The 19969-nt window shown below is 40.3% G+C and carries 13 protein-coding genes and 2 pseudogenes; 12 read left to right on the top strand and 3 right to left on the bottom strand.

The window, feature by feature from the left end; all coding sequences use genetic code 11:
• Nucleotides 1-117 precede the first annotated feature (117 nt).
• The 6 genes from BV455_RS01800 to BV455_RS01775 all read left to right on the top strand — a co-directional run bounded on the left by BV455_RS01800 (nt 118) and on the right by BV455_RS01775 (nt 8710).
• Nucleotides 118-1545, top strand: a complete 1428-nt coding sequence (locus BV455_RS01800; RefSeq protein WP_042411847.1) for an NAD-dependent succinate-semialdehyde dehydrogenase — start codon at nt 118-120, stop codon at nt 1543-1545.
• A gap of 43 nt (nt 1546-1588) precedes the next feature.
• A complete protein-coding gene (locus tag BV455_RS01795; protein WP_042411848.1) occupies nt 1589-2098 on the top strand; it encodes an FUSC family protein in 510 nt (169 codons plus the stop codon).
• 1851 nt (nt 2099-3949) lie between these two features.
• Nucleotides 3950-4714, top strand: a complete 765-nt coding sequence (locus tag BV455_RS01790; protein ID WP_218688008.1) for a DeoR/GlpR family DNA-binding transcription regulator — start codon at nt 3950-3952, stop codon at nt 4712-4714.
• 252 nt (nt 4715-4966) lie between these two features.
• A complete protein-coding gene (locus BV455_RS01785; RefSeq protein ID WP_017437670.1) occupies nt 4967-6289 on the top strand; it encodes a four-carbon acid sugar kinase family protein in 1323 nt (440 codons plus the stop codon).
• Nucleotides 6273-7292, top strand: coding sequence for a 4-hydroxythreonine-4-phosphate dehydrogenase PdxA (pdxA, locus tag BV455_RS01780; RefSeq protein WP_017437669.1), 1020 nt, complete (start codon nt 6273-6275; stop codon nt 7290-7292). Before BV455_RS01785 ends, pdxA begins: the two co-directional genes overlap by 17 nt.
• Nucleotides 7293-7435: 143 nt before the next feature.
• On the top strand, nt 7436-8710 hold the full coding sequence (locus tag BV455_RS01775) for an MFS transporter (RefSeq protein WP_017437668.1): 1275 nt from the start codon (nt 7436-7438) through the stop codon (nt 8708-8710).
• Here the strand turns inward: BV455_RS01775 and BV455_RS20745 are convergent.
• Nucleotides 8702-8883 (bottom strand): annotated as a pseudogene (locus tag BV455_RS20745) (ISNCY family transposase); the annotation flags it as partial. The gene BV455_RS01775 and the pseudogene BV455_RS20745 sit on opposite strands and share 9 nt — an antisense overlap.
• Nucleotides 8884-9550: 667 nt before the next feature.
• On the opposite strand from BV455_RS20745, the gene BV455_RS01770 reads away from it, so the two are divergent.
• Nucleotides 9551-10336, top strand: coding sequence for an enoyl-CoA hydratase-related protein (locus BV455_RS01770; protein ID WP_017437667.1), 786 nt, complete (start codon nt 9551-9553; stop codon nt 10334-10336).
• Nucleotides 10337-10610: 274 nt separating this feature from the next.
• Here the strand turns inward: BV455_RS01770 and BV455_RS20195 are convergent.
• Both BV455_RS20195 and BV455_RS01755 read right to left on the bottom strand, forming a co-directional pair.
• A pseudogene (locus BV455_RS20195) lies at nt 10611-11043 on the bottom strand (DDE-type integrase/transposase/recombinase); the annotation flags it as partial.
• Nucleotides 11044-11065: 22 nt separating this feature from the next.
• Complete coding sequence (locus tag BV455_RS01755; protein ID WP_183363839.1) at nt 11066-12469, bottom strand: amino acid permease; 1404 nt, start codon at nt 12467-12469, stop codon at nt 11066-11068.
• A gap of 157 nt (nt 12470-12626) precedes the next feature.
• Between BV455_RS01755 and BV455_RS01750 the strand changes: the two genes are divergently transcribed.
• From BV455_RS01750 to BV455_RS01730, 5 genes are all read left to right on the top strand, one after another.
• A complete protein-coding gene (locus BV455_RS01750; RefSeq protein ID WP_155835601.1) occupies nt 12627-12803 on the top strand; it encodes a hypothetical protein in 177 nt (58 codons plus the stop codon).
• Nucleotides 12804-13597: 794 nt separating this feature from the next.
• Nucleotides 13598-14572 (top strand): carbon-nitrogen hydrolase family protein, encoded by a 975-nt coding sequence (locus tag BV455_RS01745; RefSeq protein WP_218687675.1) that lies wholly within the window; start codon nt 13598-13600, stop codon nt 14570-14572.
• A 231-nt stretch (nt 14573-14803) separates the two neighbouring features.
• The gene (locus BV455_RS01740) at nt 14804-15442 is read left to right on the top strand and encodes a phosphatase PAP2 family protein (RefSeq protein ID WP_042411884.1); all 639 of its coding nucleotides are present in this window, start codon (nt 14804-14806) and stop codon (nt 15440-15442) included.
• 401 nt (nt 15443-15843) lie between these two features.
• Nucleotides 15844-17958 (top strand): GDYXXLXY domain-containing protein, encoded by a 2115-nt coding sequence (locus BV455_RS01735; protein ID WP_218687674.1) that lies wholly within the window; start codon nt 15844-15846, stop codon nt 17956-17958.
• Between the two features lie 292 nt (nt 17959-18250).
• Complete coding sequence (locus BV455_RS01730; RefSeq protein ID WP_042411889.1) at nt 18251-19969, top strand: serine hydrolase domain-containing protein; 1719 nt, start codon at nt 18251-18253, stop codon at nt 19967-19969.

Below are 19969 nucleotides of genomic sequence, written 5' to 3'. Positions count from 1 at the left end.
CCCCCATAACTTTTTGTTATACCCCTAGTATATAAAGGAAGTACTCCTAATGCAAAAATCATGATAGTCTGTGAATGAGTTCAAAACAACAGCAGTTTATTTAAGGAGGACAATCCTATGTTTCCAAACAGAATGTATGTGAATGGACAGTGGATGGATGCAAAAGAAACCATTGATGTCATCAATCCAGCTACAAAGGAGATCATCGGAACCGTTCCAAACGGCGGTAAGAAAGAAGCGAAAATGGCAGTAGATGCAGCATACACTGCTTTCAAGGAGTGGTCTAAAAAGACTGCCGAAGAGCGTAGTAAACTTCTATTAAAATGGTATTACTTAATTGAAGAACATACGGATGAGCTAGCGGAAATCATAACCACTGAACAAGGAAAACCTCTTTCCGAAGCAAAAGCAGAAATTTCCTATGCCAATAGCTATATCTCTTGGTTTGCTGAAGAAGCAAAACGAATTTATGGAGAAACTATTCCAGCATCTTCTCCTAATAAACGTATTATAGTAAAAAAACAGCCTGTAGGTGTTATTGCAGCCATCACTCCATGGAATTTTCCAGCAGCTATGATTACACGAAAAATTGCACCAGCTCTTGCCGCTGGTTGTACAACAGTTTTGAAACCATCTGAAGAGACACCTTTCACTGCTTTGAAACTGGTAGAACTTGCTGAGCAAGCCGGGATTCCAAAGGGAGTCATTAATATTGTAACAGGCGATCCTGAACCAATTGTAGATGTATGGCAAAAGGATGAACGTGTACGCAAGCTCACTTTTACCGGCTCTACACGTGTGGGGAAAATTTTAATGCGTGGGGCTGCTGACACTGTGAAAAAATTATCCCTCGAATTAGGGGGGCATGCTCCGTTTATTGTAACAGCCAATGCAGATATAGAGAAAGCTGTAGAGGGCGTTATAGCTTCTAAATTTAGAAATGCCGGCCAAACATGTATATGCACAAACCGCATTTTTGTAGAAGAAGTGATTGCTGAAGAATTTTCTAAAAAACTAGCAGAAAAAGCGGCAAAATTGAAAGTGGGTAATGGGTTCGAAGAGGGCGTAGATATAGGCCCACTCATTAACGAGGCAGCAGTTCGTAAAGTACAGGCACAAATTGAAGACGCTAAACAAAAAGGAGCTAAAATCCTTGTAGGAGGCAACTCCATAAAAGAAGAAGAAGGCTTTTTTATGGAACCAACTGTTATTATTAATGCTACTGACGATATGGACTGTATGAATGAGGAAACATTTGGGCCACTTGCTCCTATCACAACATTTAAAACAGTGGAAGAAGCTATTGAACGTGCTAATAACAGTCCTTATGGATTGGCTGCTTACGTATTTACAGAGAATATTAAAGAGGCTGTTTATATAACAGAGGCATTAGAATATGGAATTATAGGTTTAAATGATGGTTCCCCTTCGGCTGCACAAGCACCATTCGGTGGATTTAAAGAAAGTGGGATGGGGCGTGAAGGCAGCCATTATGGAATGGAAGACTATCTAGAGATTAAGTATATTTCACTCGGATTGAAATAATTGACCTAATAATAACAAAAAGGATAATAACGGGGAAATACCTATGAACACCAAAGTATTGATAAAACATCTTAGTAGAGGATTAAATCGTGTAGGAATCACCTTACAAACTTTTAAAATATCACTAGCAGCAGGAATTTCGTGGTGGCTAGCGAATTTCATTACTCCCCATTTGTATCCTTTTATTGCTCCGTTAACAGCCGTTTTAATTACTAATACAACTTTTGAAAAAGCTGTAACCAAAGCGATGAATCGTTTTTTAGGGGTTGTAGGTGGAGTGGCATGCAGTCTGTTTATTTCTCAGTGGATCATGCCGTCAGGAATAGCAGTCTTTCTGAGTATTTTTGTAGGGATGGCAATTGCGAACGCTCTCAAACTTCATCCAGACAGTATCTCACAAATAGGCGTAACTGTCGTAATGGTTTTGGCTTTTTTACATTCGGGAGGTTATGAATGGGCGCGCATAATGGAGACAGTCATAGGATCAGTCGTTGCCATTTTTGTTACTATTTTTCCACCTAACAGGAGAGCTGGTAATTATGATACCCCTTGATCTTGGCTTGGTGCAAATGTTCCACTAACAGGGAACGTTAGTGGAACAATACATACAAAAAAGACCGATTTATTTGGTTTTACCCCTGTCAAGCAGACAGTTATAAAAAAGACTATGCAACCATTGTGTTTCGGTATTCCACTGAAGCACAATGGTTGAGTTTTTCTGAAATCGTTCGTGATGATAAAACTATATGTAGTTGTTGATGACTTGAATAGAGTTCTTGTTCTGTTTTACACGGAGAAAAATACAACTATTTATTAAAAACAAAAGATAATTCTTATTTATCTTTTGTTTGCTGTTAAACCATTTTTTCTAATGAACAATGTAATAAAACCGAAACAAGCGTTCGTTCCTTATAGAAAAATTTTCTAAAATGTGATATAATAAAAGCGCAATAGTACGGAAAACTCAAGGGTGGTCGGCATTCTACCCCTATAGAAAGGGGGTGGTGCCGTTGACAGTATTCGAATCATTGATGTTTGCGATAACTTTCGCAGGTCTGATCGTTTCGATACTGTCATATCATCAAAAGAAGTAATCCACCCTTGAGTTGACGACGACTGGGTGGATTATTTTCTGCCTACTGTCCGATCCCCTTGAAGGGAACCGTCTATTGCACGACCGAGGGTGTTGCCGCACCTTCGGTCTTATTTATTTTATATGTACTTTCTATATATATTATACATCATCAATATTAGTGTGTGCAAAATGCAAATTAATATAAACTAATATTTTATGCTGCTTTTCTTGCAACTATTCATTAATTAATTGAAAAAATAAAAATGAACTTTGTGTATAAACACTCCTTTGCCTCTTCCTCGCTTCACCTGTTTGGACTAGATAACTTGAAACTTCTGAATGATTTGTTTGGACATTGCATCAGTAAAGGATTTTGGTGAACACCAACCGGTACACGGGCGAAAGCGGGGGTCTGTTATTTATAGACAAATGGTTATCGGAGCTGATTTTTCATGTGTATGAAACTGGATTTCAAGTTCAAGAGAAACGGCGGTGGTTTTATGTTACCAGTATCAGTCACCCATTGCCATCGCTTAGAACGAGGTCAGGAAGCTATCTAAAAACAATGGTCTACACGGTGCATGGAAACCGTAATTTCGGTATTCCTATGCCCGCCATACGCTGTGTAATGTCTATTATCTTCGGGAACTCAAGGCATGCGGAACATCCGTGAACATGGTTGGGCAAATACATGAAGGGTCTGCTTACCGACATAAAACACGAAATGGAACAAGCGGGAAGTCGTTTGGACGAAGAATGAGCCCATCAACAGGAAACGTGGTATGAACGTATGCTTTCTCATGGCACTGCTTATTAAACCTTTCTTCTAAAAATGCAAAACGAACACAAACTACGATAAGCTGCGAAATGATTGAAATGGCTTCAGTCCTACCAATTCTGTGTACTCCGATTTCTTCGCAATCCGATGTCCCATTTGACAATAATGAATCCGAACGGGATTACGTCTGGCAAAGGCGAAGCAACACATATATCTCGGGCACTTTTCATAGAGGAGAGGATGTCCATCCATGTGTTTTGTCTGATTCACAACGTAATCTCCATGATTAAAAAGCAGAAAAATGTATTATCCTTCTAACAACTTATGAAGGGAAATCGTATTTGCTTATTTTCCCCTTTCACATAAACAGGGGTTCTAGAAAAGAAAACATCCTTTTTGTGTTGTTTTCCATCAAATTCACTACCTGTAGTTTGAATAGTGGAATTATTTCGATTTATATAAATTTTATATTGACAAATCTGAACAAAATTAACATAATTATATACAAAAGATGTTAAAAATGAACAAAAAATTATAAAGGAAAGGTTATGATGTTACCAAGTGAACGTCGCCGTTGGATTGAATTAGAAATTATTAATCAAGGGAAAGTTGACATTGAGAAGTTATCAAAACAGTTAAATGTTTCCACTATGACAATTCGAAGGGATTTAGCCAAGTTGGAGGAGGAGGGGAAGATTGTAAGAACCCATGGAGGTGCCATTTATCCAAAAGCTTTAATTCAGGAAACTCCATATTTAGCAAAGAAGGGAAAAAATATTCGGCAAAAGAAAGCAATTGCTCGTAAAGCCCTTGAATTCATTCCAGAGCGTGCAAATATCATTTTAGATTCAGGGACTACAACGATGGAAGTTGCGAAGCTTTTAAAAGGCAGGGAAGACTTGACTATCATTACAAACGATATCAAGATTGCAGCTGAATTGACTGAAAGTAAGCTGAAGGTAATAGTGACGGGAGGAGAGCTTCAAAATAGGGTTGGTACCTTATATGGGTGGCCTACTCAAGAGCTTTTAAAAAACATTCATGCTGATGTTTTTTTTCTAGGTGCCCATGCTATTGATATTAAGTCAGGAGTGACAGCTCCAACCTTTGAAAAATCTCTGATTAAAAAGCTAATGATTCAAGCTGCTGAAACTACGTGGCTACTTGCAGATTCTAGTAAATTCAATCAAAAAGCTTTTTCGTTTGTTTGTGATCTTTCGAGATTAGAGGGGATTATTACGGATTCTGGTTTAAGTGAAGAAGATAAAAACAATTATGAAGAATATGTAGCGATTTACCGTGTGGAGGAGGATTAGTTTCAAAAAAATTTATAAAAACAAATTAATTTGACGAAATATTAAGGAGTCTAAAAGATGAATCAAAACGATGATGGACGTTGAAAAAAGAGAACATAGAAGATGTTATAGAGAATGAAAATGAATTTATATGGGTGAAAACGATTTCGTGCAGAAGGAGACCGTAATTTGACGTAAATAATAGGTGTTAACAATGACTTCAGTGTATGCGGAGAGAGATATATGAACTGGGGGAGAAGGGAGATCAGGAAAGTGAGGGTAGGTGTTATTGCAGATGATTTGACAGGAGCTAATGCAACTGGCGTGAGATTAGCAAAACAGGGGTTCAAAACAGCTACAGTTGTTCAACATGCTCCTTTTCCAAATTTCGATAAGTATGATGCTATTTGCATTGATACAGATAGCAGATATTCGCCAAAGGAGATCGCAGAAAATCGTGTTCGCAGGGCTGTGCAGATTCTCAAACAATGGAACGTTCAAGTATTTTGTAAGAGAATTGACAGTACAATTCGTGGAAATATTGGCTTAGAGATTGATACTGTTTTGAATGAACTGGGTGAACATTCGATTGCCGTAGTTGTTCCCTCTTTTCCAGACTCAGGAAGAATCACAACAGGTGGATATTTGCTTGTTGACGGCGTCCCCGTTCAAGAAACGGATGTGGCAAAAGACCCAGTGATGCCAGTTGATAAATCGTTTGTTCCAGATGTAATAAAAAAGCAAAGTAACTATCCCGTCTCTTTGATAGGTTTAGATATTGTTCTTTCTGGAGTAGAGACGATTACAAATAAACTAAAGGAAAAAATAGAACAAGGATATCGAATTGTGGTTATTGATGCGGTAAATGACGAGCATATTGAATCCATTGCTTTAGCTATGACAAAGATTCGGGATAAAAACATGATTCCAGTTGATTCAGGACCTTTAACAGCTTATTATGCACGTCTATATTTACATCAAGAGGTTAATTCGAAAAAGCTATTAGCTGTTATCGGAAGCGTGACATCTTTAACTGGACGTCAGCTTCACTATCTCTTATCTAAAACAAATGCCAATCCAGTATATGTAGACCCGAAAAAGTTAGCTAGCTTTACGGATAGCTGGCGAGAAGAGGTAGATCGTGCAGTATCTGCCGGATTAGAACTGTTAGAAAAAGAAAATATTTTAATTGTTACTACTTACCATCCAGGAAATAAATTAATTAACTTGAAAGCGTTATCGGAAATGGAACAAGTATCTGAGGATGCTTTAGCAAAACGAATTACAGATGGGCTTGCTGTAATAAGTCGAAAAATTATCGAAAACTCTAAATATCCAATTGCTGGATGCTTTTCAAGCGGCGGAGATGTAACAGCCTCTCTATGCGCTGTAGGCAGAGCAAATGGTATTGAGCTTGAAGATGAAGTGCTGCCATTAACATCATTTGGATACTTTTCCGGAGGATATTTAGATGGTCTGCCAGTTGTAACAAAAGGTGGAATGATTGGGGATCAGCGATCTATTTATAAAAGTTTAAGATTTTTACAAATGAAAATTACTGATAAAGGGAGTGTAAGAAATGTCAGTGCAAACTAAACACATTATTGCAATTCCAATGGGAGATGCCGCAGGGATTGGTCCGGAAATTACGGTAAAAGCTCTGAATAATCCAGAAATATACGAAGTTTGTTTTCCGCTTGTAATCGGTCATTCTAAATTGTTGGAAAATGCTATGGAGTTTTCCGGTGTTTCTCTAAAAATCAATGAAATTAATGAACCTTCTGATGGAAAATACGAATATGGAACGATAGATGTTATTTCATTAGATAATTTAGATGTAGAGTCTCTTGAAATCGGAAAAGTCCAGGCTCAATGTGGAAAGGCAGCTTACGAATACATTGAAACTGCTGTGCAATTGGCCCTTGATGGAAAAGTGTCAGCCATAGCTACAGCGCCGATAAACAAAGAGTCCTTGAAAGCGGCAAATGTACCGTTTATTGGGCATACAGAAATACTAGCGGCATTGACAAACTCTGACGATCCACTGACAATGTTTGAAGTTAAAAATATGCGGATCTTCTTTTTAACTAGACATCTTTCACTAAAAGATGCCATTGCTGCGATGACAAAAGAACGTATTTATGATTACCTTATTCGCTGTGATAAAGCGTTGCAACGCCTGGGAGTTGAAAATCCAAAAATTGCGGTGGCGGCGTTAAATCCACATGGTGGAGAAAATGGTTTATTTGGAAGAGAAGAAATAGACGAGATTATTCCAGGAATTCAAATGGCCGTTGAAAAGGGGATCAATGCTGTTGGACCAGTTCCTGCTGATTCTGTTTTCCATCAAGCATTGCTTGGAAAATATGATGCTGTGCTTTCACTTTATCATGACCAAGGGCATATTGCAGCTAAAATGACTGATTTTGAACGAACAATTTCAATTACAAATGGACTGCCATTCCTTCGCACATCCGTTGATCACGGTACGGCATTTGACATAGCTGGTAAAGGAATTGCGGTATCAATCAGCATGGAAGAATGCATAAAAGTTGCAGCTAGGTATGCTGGAAAGTTCCGTGCTCCGCAAAAGGCATAAACCTATGGAGAAATAATCGGAGATATACTCTTTTCCGATTATTTCTCATTACGAATATTGAAAGCGGTTACTTCTATGATCAAAAATCTAGTTATATACAAGAAATTCATAATATTCCCCCATTAATATAGGAGGCACTTTTTATGAGATCATCAAAATGGTTAAGAATTATTCCGGTTGCATTTATTATGTATATGCTTGCTTATATGGACCGTATCAACATTGGTGTTTTAATGCCTTATATACAAAAAGATTTGAATATTTCGGCTTCCGCAGCAGGTGATATAGCTGGCATATTCTTTGTTGGATATTTAATTCTTCAAATCCCAGGCGGTATCCTTGCTACTAAGTGGTCTGCCAAAAAGTTTATTTTTATCTTAATGATTCTTTGGGGATTAGCCGCAATGGCTTCTGGACTTGTTCAAACCGAGGGACAACTTAAACTCGTACGATTCCTGTTAGGAGTGGCGGAAGGTGGTGTTTGGCCGGCAGTTCTTGTTCTTCTTGCTAACTGGTTTACTATCCAAGAAAGGGCTCGGGCGAATGCATTTTGGATGGCATGTTTGCCAGTTTCAGCCATGCTTATGGCGCCACTGACAGGCATTTTATTAAAGTATTTTAACTGGAAAATGGTATTGATTTTCGAAGGTATACCACCAATTATTTGGGCATTTGTGTGGTATATGATCATTAAAGATAGACCATCAGAAGCAAATTGGATGGATGAGAACGAAAAAAAGCAACTATTAAGTAAGTTGGCGGCTGAGCAAGACAAAGCTGTCAAATCTGAAGGATACACTGCAGCATTTAAAAATAAAACCGTATGGGGACTTGTGATCATGTATTTTTTATGGATGACCGGATTTTACGGTTATACATTATGGGTGCCAAGCGTTGTTGGGGAATTTACGGCAGATTCAGCCATCATGGGATGGTTAACAGCTATTCCTTTTACGAGTGCTTTAATTGGAATGATTATCAATTCTTATTGGTCTGACCGACGCATGAACCGTGTACAGCATGTGGTGGTGCCGCTACTGATTGCCGCTTGTACAATGGTAGCAGGACAGTTTGTTGAATCGCCTATATGGAAAATGATTCTCCTGTCTATTACTGCTATTGGCGTTTATGCACCATACGGTCCACTATGGGCAATACCAACCGAAATTATTCCGGCTGGAGTCGCTGGTGCTGCTCTCGGTTTACAAAATGCTATCGGAAACCTTGGTGGGTATAATGGGCCGAAATTCTTCGGTGTATTGAAAGATGCTACCGGAAGTTTTCACGCTGGGTTTTATTTCTTAGCATTATCGCTTGCCCTTGCAGCAATCGTTACCTTAATTTTGGGAAGATCTATGACTAAAAAAGAGGCATCCATTGGAGCAAGCAACAATGATAGTGTTGTAAAATTAGATTAAATATTCGGAATTATGGATAAGTATGCAACATAATACATGATGTAAATGCCAATGAAATCCATATTGTCACGGCTGTTCCAACCCATCAGTCTTTAATTATTAAATACCCGTTCAATCTCACGACGAAATCCAAACAACCATTGGTTAAATCTTGTTTTCAAAAAGACAGAAATCCGTTCCAATTTGAAAATTATGATCGTGCCCACCCCTTGGTTTTAGTTTTGGGTTCATGTATATGATTTCCAAGGTGTGGGTTTTTACGTGTATTTATGCGTTTTGCAACACGTTTAGTAAAAAGTCTGAACATTAAGAATATAATAGAATAGTAACAGAAAAACTGTTACCAAGAGCAAAGTCTTTAAAATGTCGATCTCGTGTCTACATAGTGTTCACATGGTGTCGACCCCATTTCCTCATATATTCTTCCTTTAGATAAATGCTGAATCCCTTTACAAATAGATTAGTTTGTCGCATTCAAATTTTTACTGCCTGCAAATCGCTGTGCAAGCGCCGAGCTTTTTACCGTTAAACGTAAACGATCATCAGCATCAGACATATCTAGTAGCTCGATAGCTTAATCAGAGGGGGCCAAGAAAAGTTAATCGTTGTTATTATTGTTACGAACCTCCTTTATTTTCTATGTAGTTAATAGAAAGTTATCTCCTTCAATTAGTGTAAGAACCATTTTATCATCGGCTTAAAAATAACAATAAGAGTCCGCTTTTTTTAGAAAAATCATCTTAAAATAATAAATATTATTTATATTCTGATTATTGATTGACAAATGAAAAATAATTATGTTATTTATAAGCATAACAACAAGTAACAGGAGGGGAAAACATGGAATTTTTGTCTGTTCGGAAAAATGAGGATATTGCCTATGTAACATTACAAAATCCAAGAGAGTTTAACGCTTTATCATTAAAATTGCTCCAAGAATTAGACTCTTTTCTTCAAGAGGTTGCTGAAAAAAGAGAAGTAAAGGTCGTTGTGATTGAAGGATCTACAAAAGCATTTTGTTCTGGCCATAGTTTACGTGAAATAGAAAATATGAGTGCACACGAAGTACTAAAACTCTTCCAGACTTGCCAACTCCTGATGAGAAGAATTAGAGAAATACCACAAATTGTTATTTCAAAGGTTGAAGGGGTAGCTGTTGCAGCTGGATGTCAATTGGTAGCTATAAGCGATATGGCTGTCGCAAGTGAAAATGCCAGATTTGGTACACCGGGTATTAACAGCGGTTTATTTTGTAGTACACCAGCAGTATTTTTAAGCCGGAATATAGGTAGAAAAAAAGCAGCCGAAATGTTGTTTACAGGGAATTTAATTTCTGCCAGAGAAGCTTTGGAACTTGGTTTGGTAAATAAGGTAGTCCCTCCAAACATGTTAGATGAGGAAACAGAAAAGTTAGCCAAAGATGTTACTAAACAAAGTTTAAATATTATTGAGATAGGTAAAAGAATGTTCTATCAACAACTTAATATGGAAGATTTCCAGGCTTTAAATTATGCAACAGAAGTCATTGCTTTAAACAGCAAACATCCTGATGCTGTAGAAGGAATTCGGGCATTCTTTGAAAAAAGAACCCCTGTATGGAATGACAAATTAACAACAAGAATTTAATTTTTAAAAAACGTTTAACGTAGTATGAATACGGCCTTTTTATTGAAATCTACCATAAGAAATGTAGATGTGGCTGATGGGGAATTAGTCTGGAAATGACAAAAGCTTTTCTTGGAAAAATGTAACTTTCATTGAGAAAAGCAATATGCTGCCAAACAGACTAATTGCGAATAAGGCAATAGTAAAAACAGTCTAAGACAAAACTTAGGCTGTTTTTATTTGGTTCCGGTGCAAAGCAATTACAAAAAATATAGGACATGAATTTCCTGCTAACTTACGGATTATGATGCGATGTGAAACAGTTTTTTACTTTAGGCTGACTTCGTCCCTTGATAAACTGGTCTTTTTTCATCGTGTGCATCGCTTTAGCACCACTTAATATGCAAGTAGCTGTTTGAAATCACTTGAATCCCAATATGGAGCGTACTCGTTTATTAATTGCAACGGTGATCCTGTTCAACGATGTTGTTTAGATGACGAATCTGTCTTATTTGGATAGCTTCAGACATCTTTTGATTGTTTTTTAGCTGTTGAATAGCTACTCGATACGCTAAATGTTTATCGACGATAAGAAACAAAAAAAGACTGCAAAGCTTTCTTTAAGAGCGCTTTGCAGCCTTTTGCTCTCTTGTTTTGCTTAAATAAAAATCAATGGTACTCCCTTCGGAACCAACTGCACGATACAAATATATCCATTGGCCTTTTATAACTTAGGATGATCCTGTTTTTTTAGTTTGCTTTTTTCATCATATGCGCTTGCTCTTGGTATGAATCTTTTTTGCGCTTCGTTCTATAGATAAAATAAATACTTAAGCCTATCATCATCCAAACGCAGAAATACAACCATGTTTCAAGTGCAAGGCGAGTCATTAAGAAGATACAACACGCAATCGTCAAAATTGGAAGATATGGAACAAGCGGTGCCTTAAATCCTCTTTGCAGATTTGGATGGGTTTTGCGCAGCACAATAACGGATAAGGCAACCATCACAAATGTTAACAAAGCACCAATATTGACTAAGTTGGACAAAACTCTCAAATCAATAAATCCAGCAATTGCTGCTCCAGTAAATCCTGCAATCCATGTCGAAAAAACAGGTGCTTGAGAGTGTGAATGAACCACTGAGAACGGTTTTGGCAGTAAACGATCGCGGCTCATAGAGAACAGAACGCGCACAGTTGCGTAAAGATAAACAAATATAACTGTTGTAATGCCGACGATTGCTCCAACTGATATGACACCTGCAGCAAAATTTTGTCCGACCGCATGAAGCGCAAATGCCATCGCGTCGGAAACATTTAATAAATGATATGGAACCATTCCTGTTAAGACTAAGCAAACAATAACGTATAAAAGCGTGCACACAATTAAAGAAACAATAATGCCGATTGGCAAATCGCGCTGCGGTTTTTTCACTTCTTCTGCTGCAGTTGCAACTGCATCAAATCCTAAAAATGCAAAGAACACCGTAGCAGTTCCTGCGAGAACTCCTTTCCACCCAAACGGCATGAATGGATCCCAATTTTCCGGCCGAACATAGAATATTCCGACAATAATAAACAACAAAATGATGGATAATTTGATGGCTACCATCGCATTATTCACTTTCTTACTTTCTTGCACACCTTTTGACAGCACCCATGTCATCAGTAAAATAATGCAGACAGCCGGCAAGTTCACCATTCCGCCTTGCTGAGGTACTGCACTTAACATTTTCGGGATATGCAAATGAAATCCTTCTAACAATGAGCGAAAATACGCAGACCATCCATTTGCCACTAGTGCAACGGACAAAACATAAATTAAAAGTTGCGTCCATCCTATTAAATGTGCAACTACTTCCCCAATTGTCACATACGCGTACGTATAGACACCTCCGGAAACAGGAAGAGTCGATGCTATTTCTGCATAACAAAGCGCTATAAATCCACACACCAATGCTGCCAGCATGAACGAAAAGATAATCGAAGGACCTGCATCATTTGCTGCTGCGACACCTGTCAACACAAGAATGCCGATCCCAACAATCGCTCCGATACCAAGCAATATTAAATCATAGGCACCCAATGTTTTCTGCAATGTTTTCTTTTGACTTAACAAGTGGGTAATTGACTTTTTTTGAAGTAAATTCATGACGTCTCCTCTCTCTTATGCAATTAGTTCAAAATGCCAAGCAATTCGGTATTATAACATATTTCTACTTTTTTTGACGTATTTTTCAATTTTAACTTTAATTTTAATTTTCTGTGATTAATATAAAAAGAGTTCAATCACGTGAGGTGGGGGGAGATTGTTACGCCGTCCGGCTGTGCAAAAGGCTTATACATTTGGTCCATCGCCATGGGTATTTGGCGGATTCATGATGGCCGGGCTCGCTCTCTCCTTGGTACTAAGCATGTTTGTACCTGATACAACGAAAAAGGTCAACTCGCGATATGATGAAAGAGTGAATATTGTTGAAAGCTGACAAGCCGCCTAGCCCGAAAATCGAACGGATCATTTTGTTCGTTATTTTGTATAAGGCATTCTAAAGAGAGGACGGGGTGAGGTTACAGGATAACTAACCACGAAAGTCCGAGACTTGAGTCATCGGGATGAAGTGGAAAACGGTTTTGAACCAAGCCGACAGCTCGCTAAACGCCAATGAGGTGTTTGCCCATGATACTTAACAGAGGCAGGAGTGAGCGCCTGCACGCTGGTATAGGAAAAACTCTCTAGCACGTCAGAACCTGCCTAATTTGGTCGCGCAGAAGTTCAGAAAATTAATGGATTGGGAGATTACTATTTTCACTTAAAAATGCCGTGATCCCTTTTTTTAACAAGGGGAGCGGCGTTTTTGCTTTCGGGAAGGATTTTTTACCTTGTGGATTAGGAGAGAAGGGGCAATTTGCTTGGGCAGAAAAAATGTACTTGTCTCCATCCGAAACAAGCAAGATACCTTTTCAATCGAGCGCTATTACAAAGGACAGAAGCTTTTTGCTTCTCTGTTTTTTCTTTTATTACATTATTTGGTGGCATCTTCCTCCCAAAATCAGCTAAAATAAGTATAATAAGATTTATCTAAATTTTTAAAAACAAAAGTTGTTTTTATCAAAAGATAAACATGAATAGACTAGCGTTCAGGAAAAACGATGAAGAAGGAGCTTGATCTTATTAGTAATAATTGGAATTAGGGCGCTTGCAAGCATTTTGAACCATACATAAGCAACTAATGATTAAAAAGAAAATTTTATAAAAAATAGGAATAAGAGGGGGTTCGAAATGACCAACCAACAATCTAACGTGCGAGTAGCTGTTGTGCAAGCTGCTTCCGTGATTATGGATCGAAAAGCAAGTATGGAAAAAGCGATTTCGCTAACGCAACAAGCTGCAGAAAAAGGCGCAAATATCGTCGTATTTCCGGAAGCTTTTATTCCAGCTTATCCAAGAGGGCTTACTTTTGGAACGAGTGTCGGAAGCCGTTCTCCAGAAGGACGAAGAGACTGGCTTCGTTACTGGGAAAATTCCGTAGCTGTACCAAGTGAAACAACCGAAATGTTAGGAGAAGCAGCCCGTAAGGCTGGAGTTTATCTCGTTATCGGTGTAGTTGAAAGAGACAATGAGTTTAGTAGAGGCACTCTTTACTGCAGTGTTTTATTTTTTGGACCAGACGGCACTTTGCTTGGAAAACATAGAAAGCTAAAACCTACAGCCTCTGAACGAATCATCTGGGGGGAGGGGGACGGAAGCACTTTGCCTGTTTTCGATACTCCATATGGAAGGATAGGGGCGTTGATTTGTTGGGAGAACTATATGCCATTAGCGAGAGTAGCAATGTACGCCAAAGGGGTTCAAATTTATATCGCTCCGACGGCAGATGCTAGAGAACTGTGGCAGTCTACGATTCGCCATATTGCAGCGGAAGGAAGATGTTTCGTACTATCCTGCAATCAGTATGTCACGAAGGATATGTACCCGACTGATTTAGCCTGCTATGAAGAATTGGCGTCATCACCTCACGAGATGTGCCCTGGAGGAAGCGCCATTGTAGACCCATTAGGAAACTATATTAAGGAACCTGTCTATGACAAGGAAGACATTCTTATAGCTGATTTGGATTTGCGTGACATCGCCTATAGCCAATTTGATTTTGATGTAGTAGGGCATTATTCAAGACCAGATGTATTCCAGCTTTTAGTGAATGAAGAGAAGAAAGATAGTGTGAAATGGGTAAAATCTTCTATTTCGCAACCGTAAATTTTGGGTGAAGCGGTAGTCTATTTGTAAGACATGAACCTCCTTGTAGGATGGCATGGTGACACATCTACTCTAAACAAGCAATCGGGTTCATGTCATCTTATTTTATTCGACTTTAAATTTATGTTATATAATTTTTTCCAGTACAGTGATTATAGGATTTTATCTAACAAATGACCAGAGTTGAGTATAATTTAGATAAATATCATCACAAAAGCAAGGAGCATGAATATGAACAAACGTCTTCTATCCGTATCTGCAGTTGTTTTTCTCCTGTTTCTTTCCATATGGGCTGCGGTGGCGGCGGGAGCAACCAATGCGATCGATCAGCGGCTGTTGCAATTATTTGGCGCGTGGGGCTGGCTTGACCGCTTTACTGTATTAGGCAACAATTACACCATCGGCATTTTTAGCATCATTCTCTTGTTGTTTTTATGGTTTCGCAAGCGCGATTATTATGGCATGGTGCTTGTGTTGGCCGCTGTCGGCGGCGGTTACGGGCTGAATACGTTCATCAAGGATCTTGTTGGGCGGGCGCGGCCGCCGTTTGCGCAAGGGGTGCATGGGTTTAGCTTTCCGAGCGGCCATGCAATGGTCGGCAGCATTTATTTGTTGTTAATCGCGTACTTTCTAAGCAAAGAGGTAAAGAAAGCGTCTCAACGGTGGGTGATTTTTTTCCTTTTCGGTCTTTTTGCGTTATTGACAGGGCTTAGCCGCTTAAGCCTTCAAGTTCACTATCCGTCTGACGTTTTGGCAGGGTTTTTGTTAGGAATTGCTTATCTCTTCACTTGTATTTCCGTTTACCAATTTTTTGTAGTAGAATGGATCCGCGCGAAGCAAAGGGAGCATTCAAAGGATGGGCATCATTGATTCGATGGCTAAAGCTGTGGATTTCCTTTGTTCGCGTTTGTGAATGGAAGGTTAGTCAAGAAGCCCCCATCTCAAAGCCGAGGGCAGATGGGGGATGAAAGCGATCAAGCCTCATTTTGCCGGTATGAGCAAACAGAGGGAGTTTCATAGTGCTGTGAGAGCGCATATTTTTGTCTAGGCAGCTTGGTTTCTGCATGGCAAAATGAAAAGCAAAGAAGCACCGCATCAGAAATCATCTTCCACTATAAAATTTCCTTACGCTGCTTTTTTCTTCGCGAAAGAATTTCCTCGATTGGTACGGGGAATAAAAAGTTTAGTCGTTTTCCGTCTAGACTTTCTTCCTCTTGCATAAAATGTGGTGAAATAGGATGCATGATTCGTCTTTACAAGGGAAGGAGAGGATGGCAATACGTTTAGTAAGAACCGGATATTTATTAGGTATCGCGTTGATATTGGCTGGCATTATTTATTTTTTTGCGTCTAATTGGCAAGGAATGGATCGTTTGACAAAGGCAGGATTAAGCATCGGCTTAATGGGATTATTTTACGGGTCGAGCGCGGTTTTTGCCTATGTCATGAAACACCATGATTTTTTAGGCAGATGGCTGTTCGTCTGCGGGACATTGGCGTTTGGCATTACAATCGCTCTGATCGGACAGATTTATAACTCCCATGCCGACAGCTATTGGTTGTTTATCATTTGGCTCGTTCCAACGGTTGTGTTTGCATGGATCACGAAGTATGAAGCGTTTTTTGTCATCAGTGTCGTGCTGCTGGAGCTGGCATGTTGGTTTTATTATTTTCCGTCTTCATACCGGATTGAGTGGAGCGAATGGCAGTCGTTTTTTCTGCTTGTGATGTTTGCTGTCATCAATGGCATTGTATGGATTTTTAGCCGCTCTTCCATTGTTGCTTATCTTGCGTATGCGGCGATGCACGGCTGGCTGTTTGTGACGGATGTGACAGGATTTTTATATGGCCGTGACGCGTGGTGGCCGTATGTGTATGCTCTGTTGTTTATAGGGTTCTTTTATTACTTTTTCGCCGTGGCGAAAAGACGGTCGTATGTGCTGCTGACGAGTTTATTTGCGGGGGCGTTTCTGATTGCGCAATATTTCCGCGTGATTGGCGAGCATTTTGAAGAGGGGTTTTTGCTTGGAGGGCTTGTGCTTGCGGCAGTCATTGTATATGGAAGTGTGTTTTTATTAAAACGGGTAAAGCATATTTCGAGCGAGAGCACAAAAGGAAGGATTTTTCTTATCATTTTCCAGTCTATTGTCACGTTTGTCGCTTCGCTGATTGCGGCTGCGAGCGTCATGGGGCTGTTGATGATATGGATGGAGTCGCTTTCGATGTATGTATTGTTTGCAATATCGGTCATGGGATTTGTCGCACCCGCGTTTTTGGGGAGGCGCTGGAATCCGACTGTGCGCTATACATTGCTTGCCGTCGGATATGGTCTTGGTTTGATGACAACGTGGAAAATCTCGCTTGTGCTGCTTACAGTTTATACAGCTGCACTTCTTATTTGCTATGTGCGGTCGGCTGATGGCGGCATTCGCGCATTGACAAACATGGCCGTGTCGCTATATTCGGCCGTGATTCTCGATCAAGTAACGAATGAGGAGCGTCTTGTGCTGCTTGGTGTTGCCGCATTGAACGGGTGTCTATATTGGCTGGGCAGGCGCAGGAAAGAATCCCTCTTCTTGCCGCTCGTTTTAGGGATGGGCGCACTTCTCCTCTTAACGAGCATGGATGTCTTCGCAGCGGATGCTTGGTATGTGGCTGCCAACATTTTGTTCATCGCTGTCATTTTCGCTTTTCTTTTTGCGCCGCTTTTCCAAAACGAACGATATGAGCAGCTTGTTGCCTGGGCATATTTTTGGCTGTATCTCGTGCTCAAGTATTATGAATTTGCCTGGAACTTGCTTGACAAGTCGATTAGCTTGATTATTGCAGGGCTTTTGTTTTTCATTGGAACCGCGGTATTGGAAAAACGAAAAGGGCTGCTGCCTGTTAGTCCTGCACAAGGACTGTATCGGAAATGGGCGCCGTTATTAGCGATTATGGTAGCGCAGGCCGTGTTTGCCGGGTACATGGTTTGGGATAAGGAGCAGCATTTGCGAAATGGAGAAGTAGTGAAGCTGGAATTGCAGCCGGTTGATCCCCGTTCGTTTTTACAGGGAGATTATATACGGTTATTTTATGATATTTCGACGATTCGGTCTTTAGACGGGAGCGGCAAAGTACAAGTAGTGCTGCGAAAGAACCAAGACGGCGTGCATCGCTTTGCGGATATCTATGCGATAAACGGGCAGCAACAAGAGGAGTATGTTCCGCAAGATGGCGATGTAATCATCAATGGAACGTTTTACGGCAATACGGTCGTGTATGGAATTGAATCGTATTTTGTTCCGGAAGGAGAAGGAACAAAATGGCAGGAGAAGGCCCGCTTTGTCTATGTGCGCGTTAGTGAGGATGGAGATGCGCTGCTCGAAAAGATCAGCAGCGAATGAGGGAACCATTTCCTCATGCAAGGTAATAGGTTTGGTAAAGCTAATTCGAAAAAGGAGCTGTTCTTTGAATTAGCTTTTTCTTTTTCATAGAAAGGAAAAATTAGGGAAAATGTCCTAATCAAATCAGGAGTAAAGTGGTATATACAACTATACCATAAATTGCTATTCTATGAAAATGAAAACCCTTCCAATACCTCTGCTTCAATATTTTTTGCCCCAAGGCAATGCATCAGGAGAAATACGCTTTTTTCTATTTTTTCTATTAGTTATTTTGATGAAAAGGAGGCTGCTGATGAGCAATCGGTCTATTTCTATCATTTTGTCGTCTGTCATGTTAGGATCCATCATCTTTTCTTCACCTCCATCCATTTTAGCAACATCCCATGAACGCCCATCTCCCACGATGGAGCAAATCGAAAAGAAAATGTACAAAACAACTCAGTTCAAAATACAAACACCTTTTTCCTGGGATCATCCCGGCCCCGTTTCCCCGGTTATACACCCGGGATCGCCTAAAGCGGCTGGCATGAGGGAAGAACCTTTACAGGAAATCGATCAAGTAATAGAACAGGCGATGCGTGACCGTGTTATCCCAGGGGCAGTTGTTTATATTGTTCGGAGAGGAATCATTGTCAAACACGAGGCGTATGGATATGCAAGGCGATATGAGGATGATTTGTTTACCGAATCCAAACAGCCGATACCGATGCGGAAAGATACTATTTTCGATTTAGCTTCCATCAGCAAGCTGTTTACGACGGCCGCGGCGATGAAACTGTATGAGCAAGGAAAGTTTTCTTTAGATGACCCTGTCGCTAAGTATATACCGGAATTTGCGCAAAACGGAAAAGAAAAAGTAACCATTCGTCAATTAATGACCCATACTTCCGGACTTGCGGCATGGATTCCTTTATATAAAATGGGAACCAATCGCGAAGACCGTTTGCAAATGGTGTTTGCACAGCCGCTTGAACATCCGCCAGGAACCACGTATACATACAGTGATTTGAACATGATTACATTGGGGGCGCTGGTGGAGCGGCTGTCCGGTTTGCGTCTTGATCAATTTGTGTACAAATACATTACGAAACCGCTTGGCATGAACGATACGATGTATAATCCTCCTCCACAATTAAAGACGAGAATTGCCGCTACGGAATACCAGCCGTGGACCGGAAGAGGGCTTGTCTGGGGAGAAGTCCACGATGAAAACGCGTGGGCGCTGGACGGGGTGGCCGGCCACGCGGGAGTGTTTTCAACCGCTCACGATTTAGCAATTTTTGCTTCGATGTTTTTGCAAAACGGAAAGTATGGCGATAAGCGAATCCTGCAGCCGGAAACGGTTCAGCTGTTAATGGAAAACCAAATTCCGCAATTCCCTGGCGACGATCATGGATTAGGATGGGAACTTGCTCAAGGGTGGTACATGGATGCGTTGTCGGAAAGTACGACACTGGGGCATACGGGATATACCGGTACATCGATCGTAGTAAGCCCGAATAATCATGTTATTGCTATTTTGTTGACAAATCGTGTGCATCCTACGCGGAATACCGTGTCTACCAATCCGCTGCGCAGACAAGTTGCCCGTTTAACGGCAGATGCAATTCCGGTTGCAATGCCTGGGAAAAAACGAGCCTGGTTCGCAGGGTACGGTGACGGTTTGAACGCGGTGCTATCGACAAATGTAACATTAAACGAACAAGCAACATTAACGTTTGATACGTGGTATCGAATGGAACCGAACGTTGACTTTGGCGTAGTGGAAGTATCACCAGACGGCATTCATTGGATGCAAGTCGGGGAATGGCTGACAGGAAGCAGCGGAAATTGGGTGACAAAGACTGTAACAATTCCAGCTCATACGGTTTCGATTCGTTTTCGATATCATACCGATGCTTCCGTCAACGGGCGTGGCTGGTATGTAACGAATGTTCGTCTTACGGATGAGAGAGGTAAGAAGATTATGGCAACATGGGAAAGCAGCGAGTGGGAACAACGTTCATTTTGA

It is taken from the genome of Parageobacillus caldoxylosilyticus (assembly GCF_019272935.1).
Classification (GTDB): domain Bacteria; phylum Bacillota; class Bacilli; order Bacillales; family Anoxybacillaceae; genus Saccharococcus; species Saccharococcus caldoxylosilyticus.
The sequence above is the reverse complement of the archived record's forward strand: the minus strand, read 5'-3'. Positions and strand labels throughout refer to the sequence as shown.

Bases quoted from the DNA above. Each gene is read 5' to 3' on its own strand.
- BV455_RS01800 (WP_042411847.1), top strand. From the start codon at position 118: ATGTTTCCAAACAGAATGTATGTGAATGGACAGTGGATGGATGCAAAA.
- BV455_RS01795 (WP_042411848.1), top strand. From the start codon at position 1,589: ATGAACACCAAAGTATTGATAAAACATCTTAGTAGAGGATTAAATCGT.
- BV455_RS01790 (WP_218688008.1), top strand. From the start codon at position 3,950: ATGTTACCAAGTGAACGTCGCCGTTGGATTGAATTAGAAATTATTAAT.
- pdxA (WP_017437669.1), top strand. From the start codon at position 6,273: ATGTCAGTGCAAACTAAACACATTATTGCAATTCCAATGGGAGATGCC.
- BV455_RS01775 (WP_017437668.1), top strand. From the start codon at position 7,436: ATGAGATCATCAAAATGGTTAAGAATTATTCCGGTTGCATTTATTATG.
- BV455_RS01770 (WP_017437667.1), top strand. From the start codon at position 9,551: ATGGAATTTTTGTCTGTTCGGAAAAATGAGGATATTGCCTATGTAACA.
- BV455_RS01755 (WP_183363839.1), bottom strand. From the start codon at position 12,469: ATGAATTTACTTCAAAAAAAGTCAATTACCCACTTGTTAAGTCAAAAG.
- BV455_RS01745 (WP_218687675.1), top strand. From the start codon at position 13,598: ATGACCAACCAACAATCTAACGTGCGAGTAGCTGTTGTGCAAGCTGCT.
- BV455_RS01740 (WP_042411884.1), top strand. From the start codon at position 14,804: ATGAACAAACGTCTTCTATCCGTATCTGCAGTTGTTTTTCTCCTGTTT.
- BV455_RS01735 (WP_218687674.1), top strand. From the start codon at position 15,844: ATGGCAATACGTTTAGTAAGAACCGGATATTTATTAGGTATCGCGTTG.
- BV455_RS01730 (WP_042411889.1), top strand. From the start codon at position 18,251: ATGAGCAATCGGTCTATTTCTATCATTTTGTCGTCTGTCATGTTAGGA.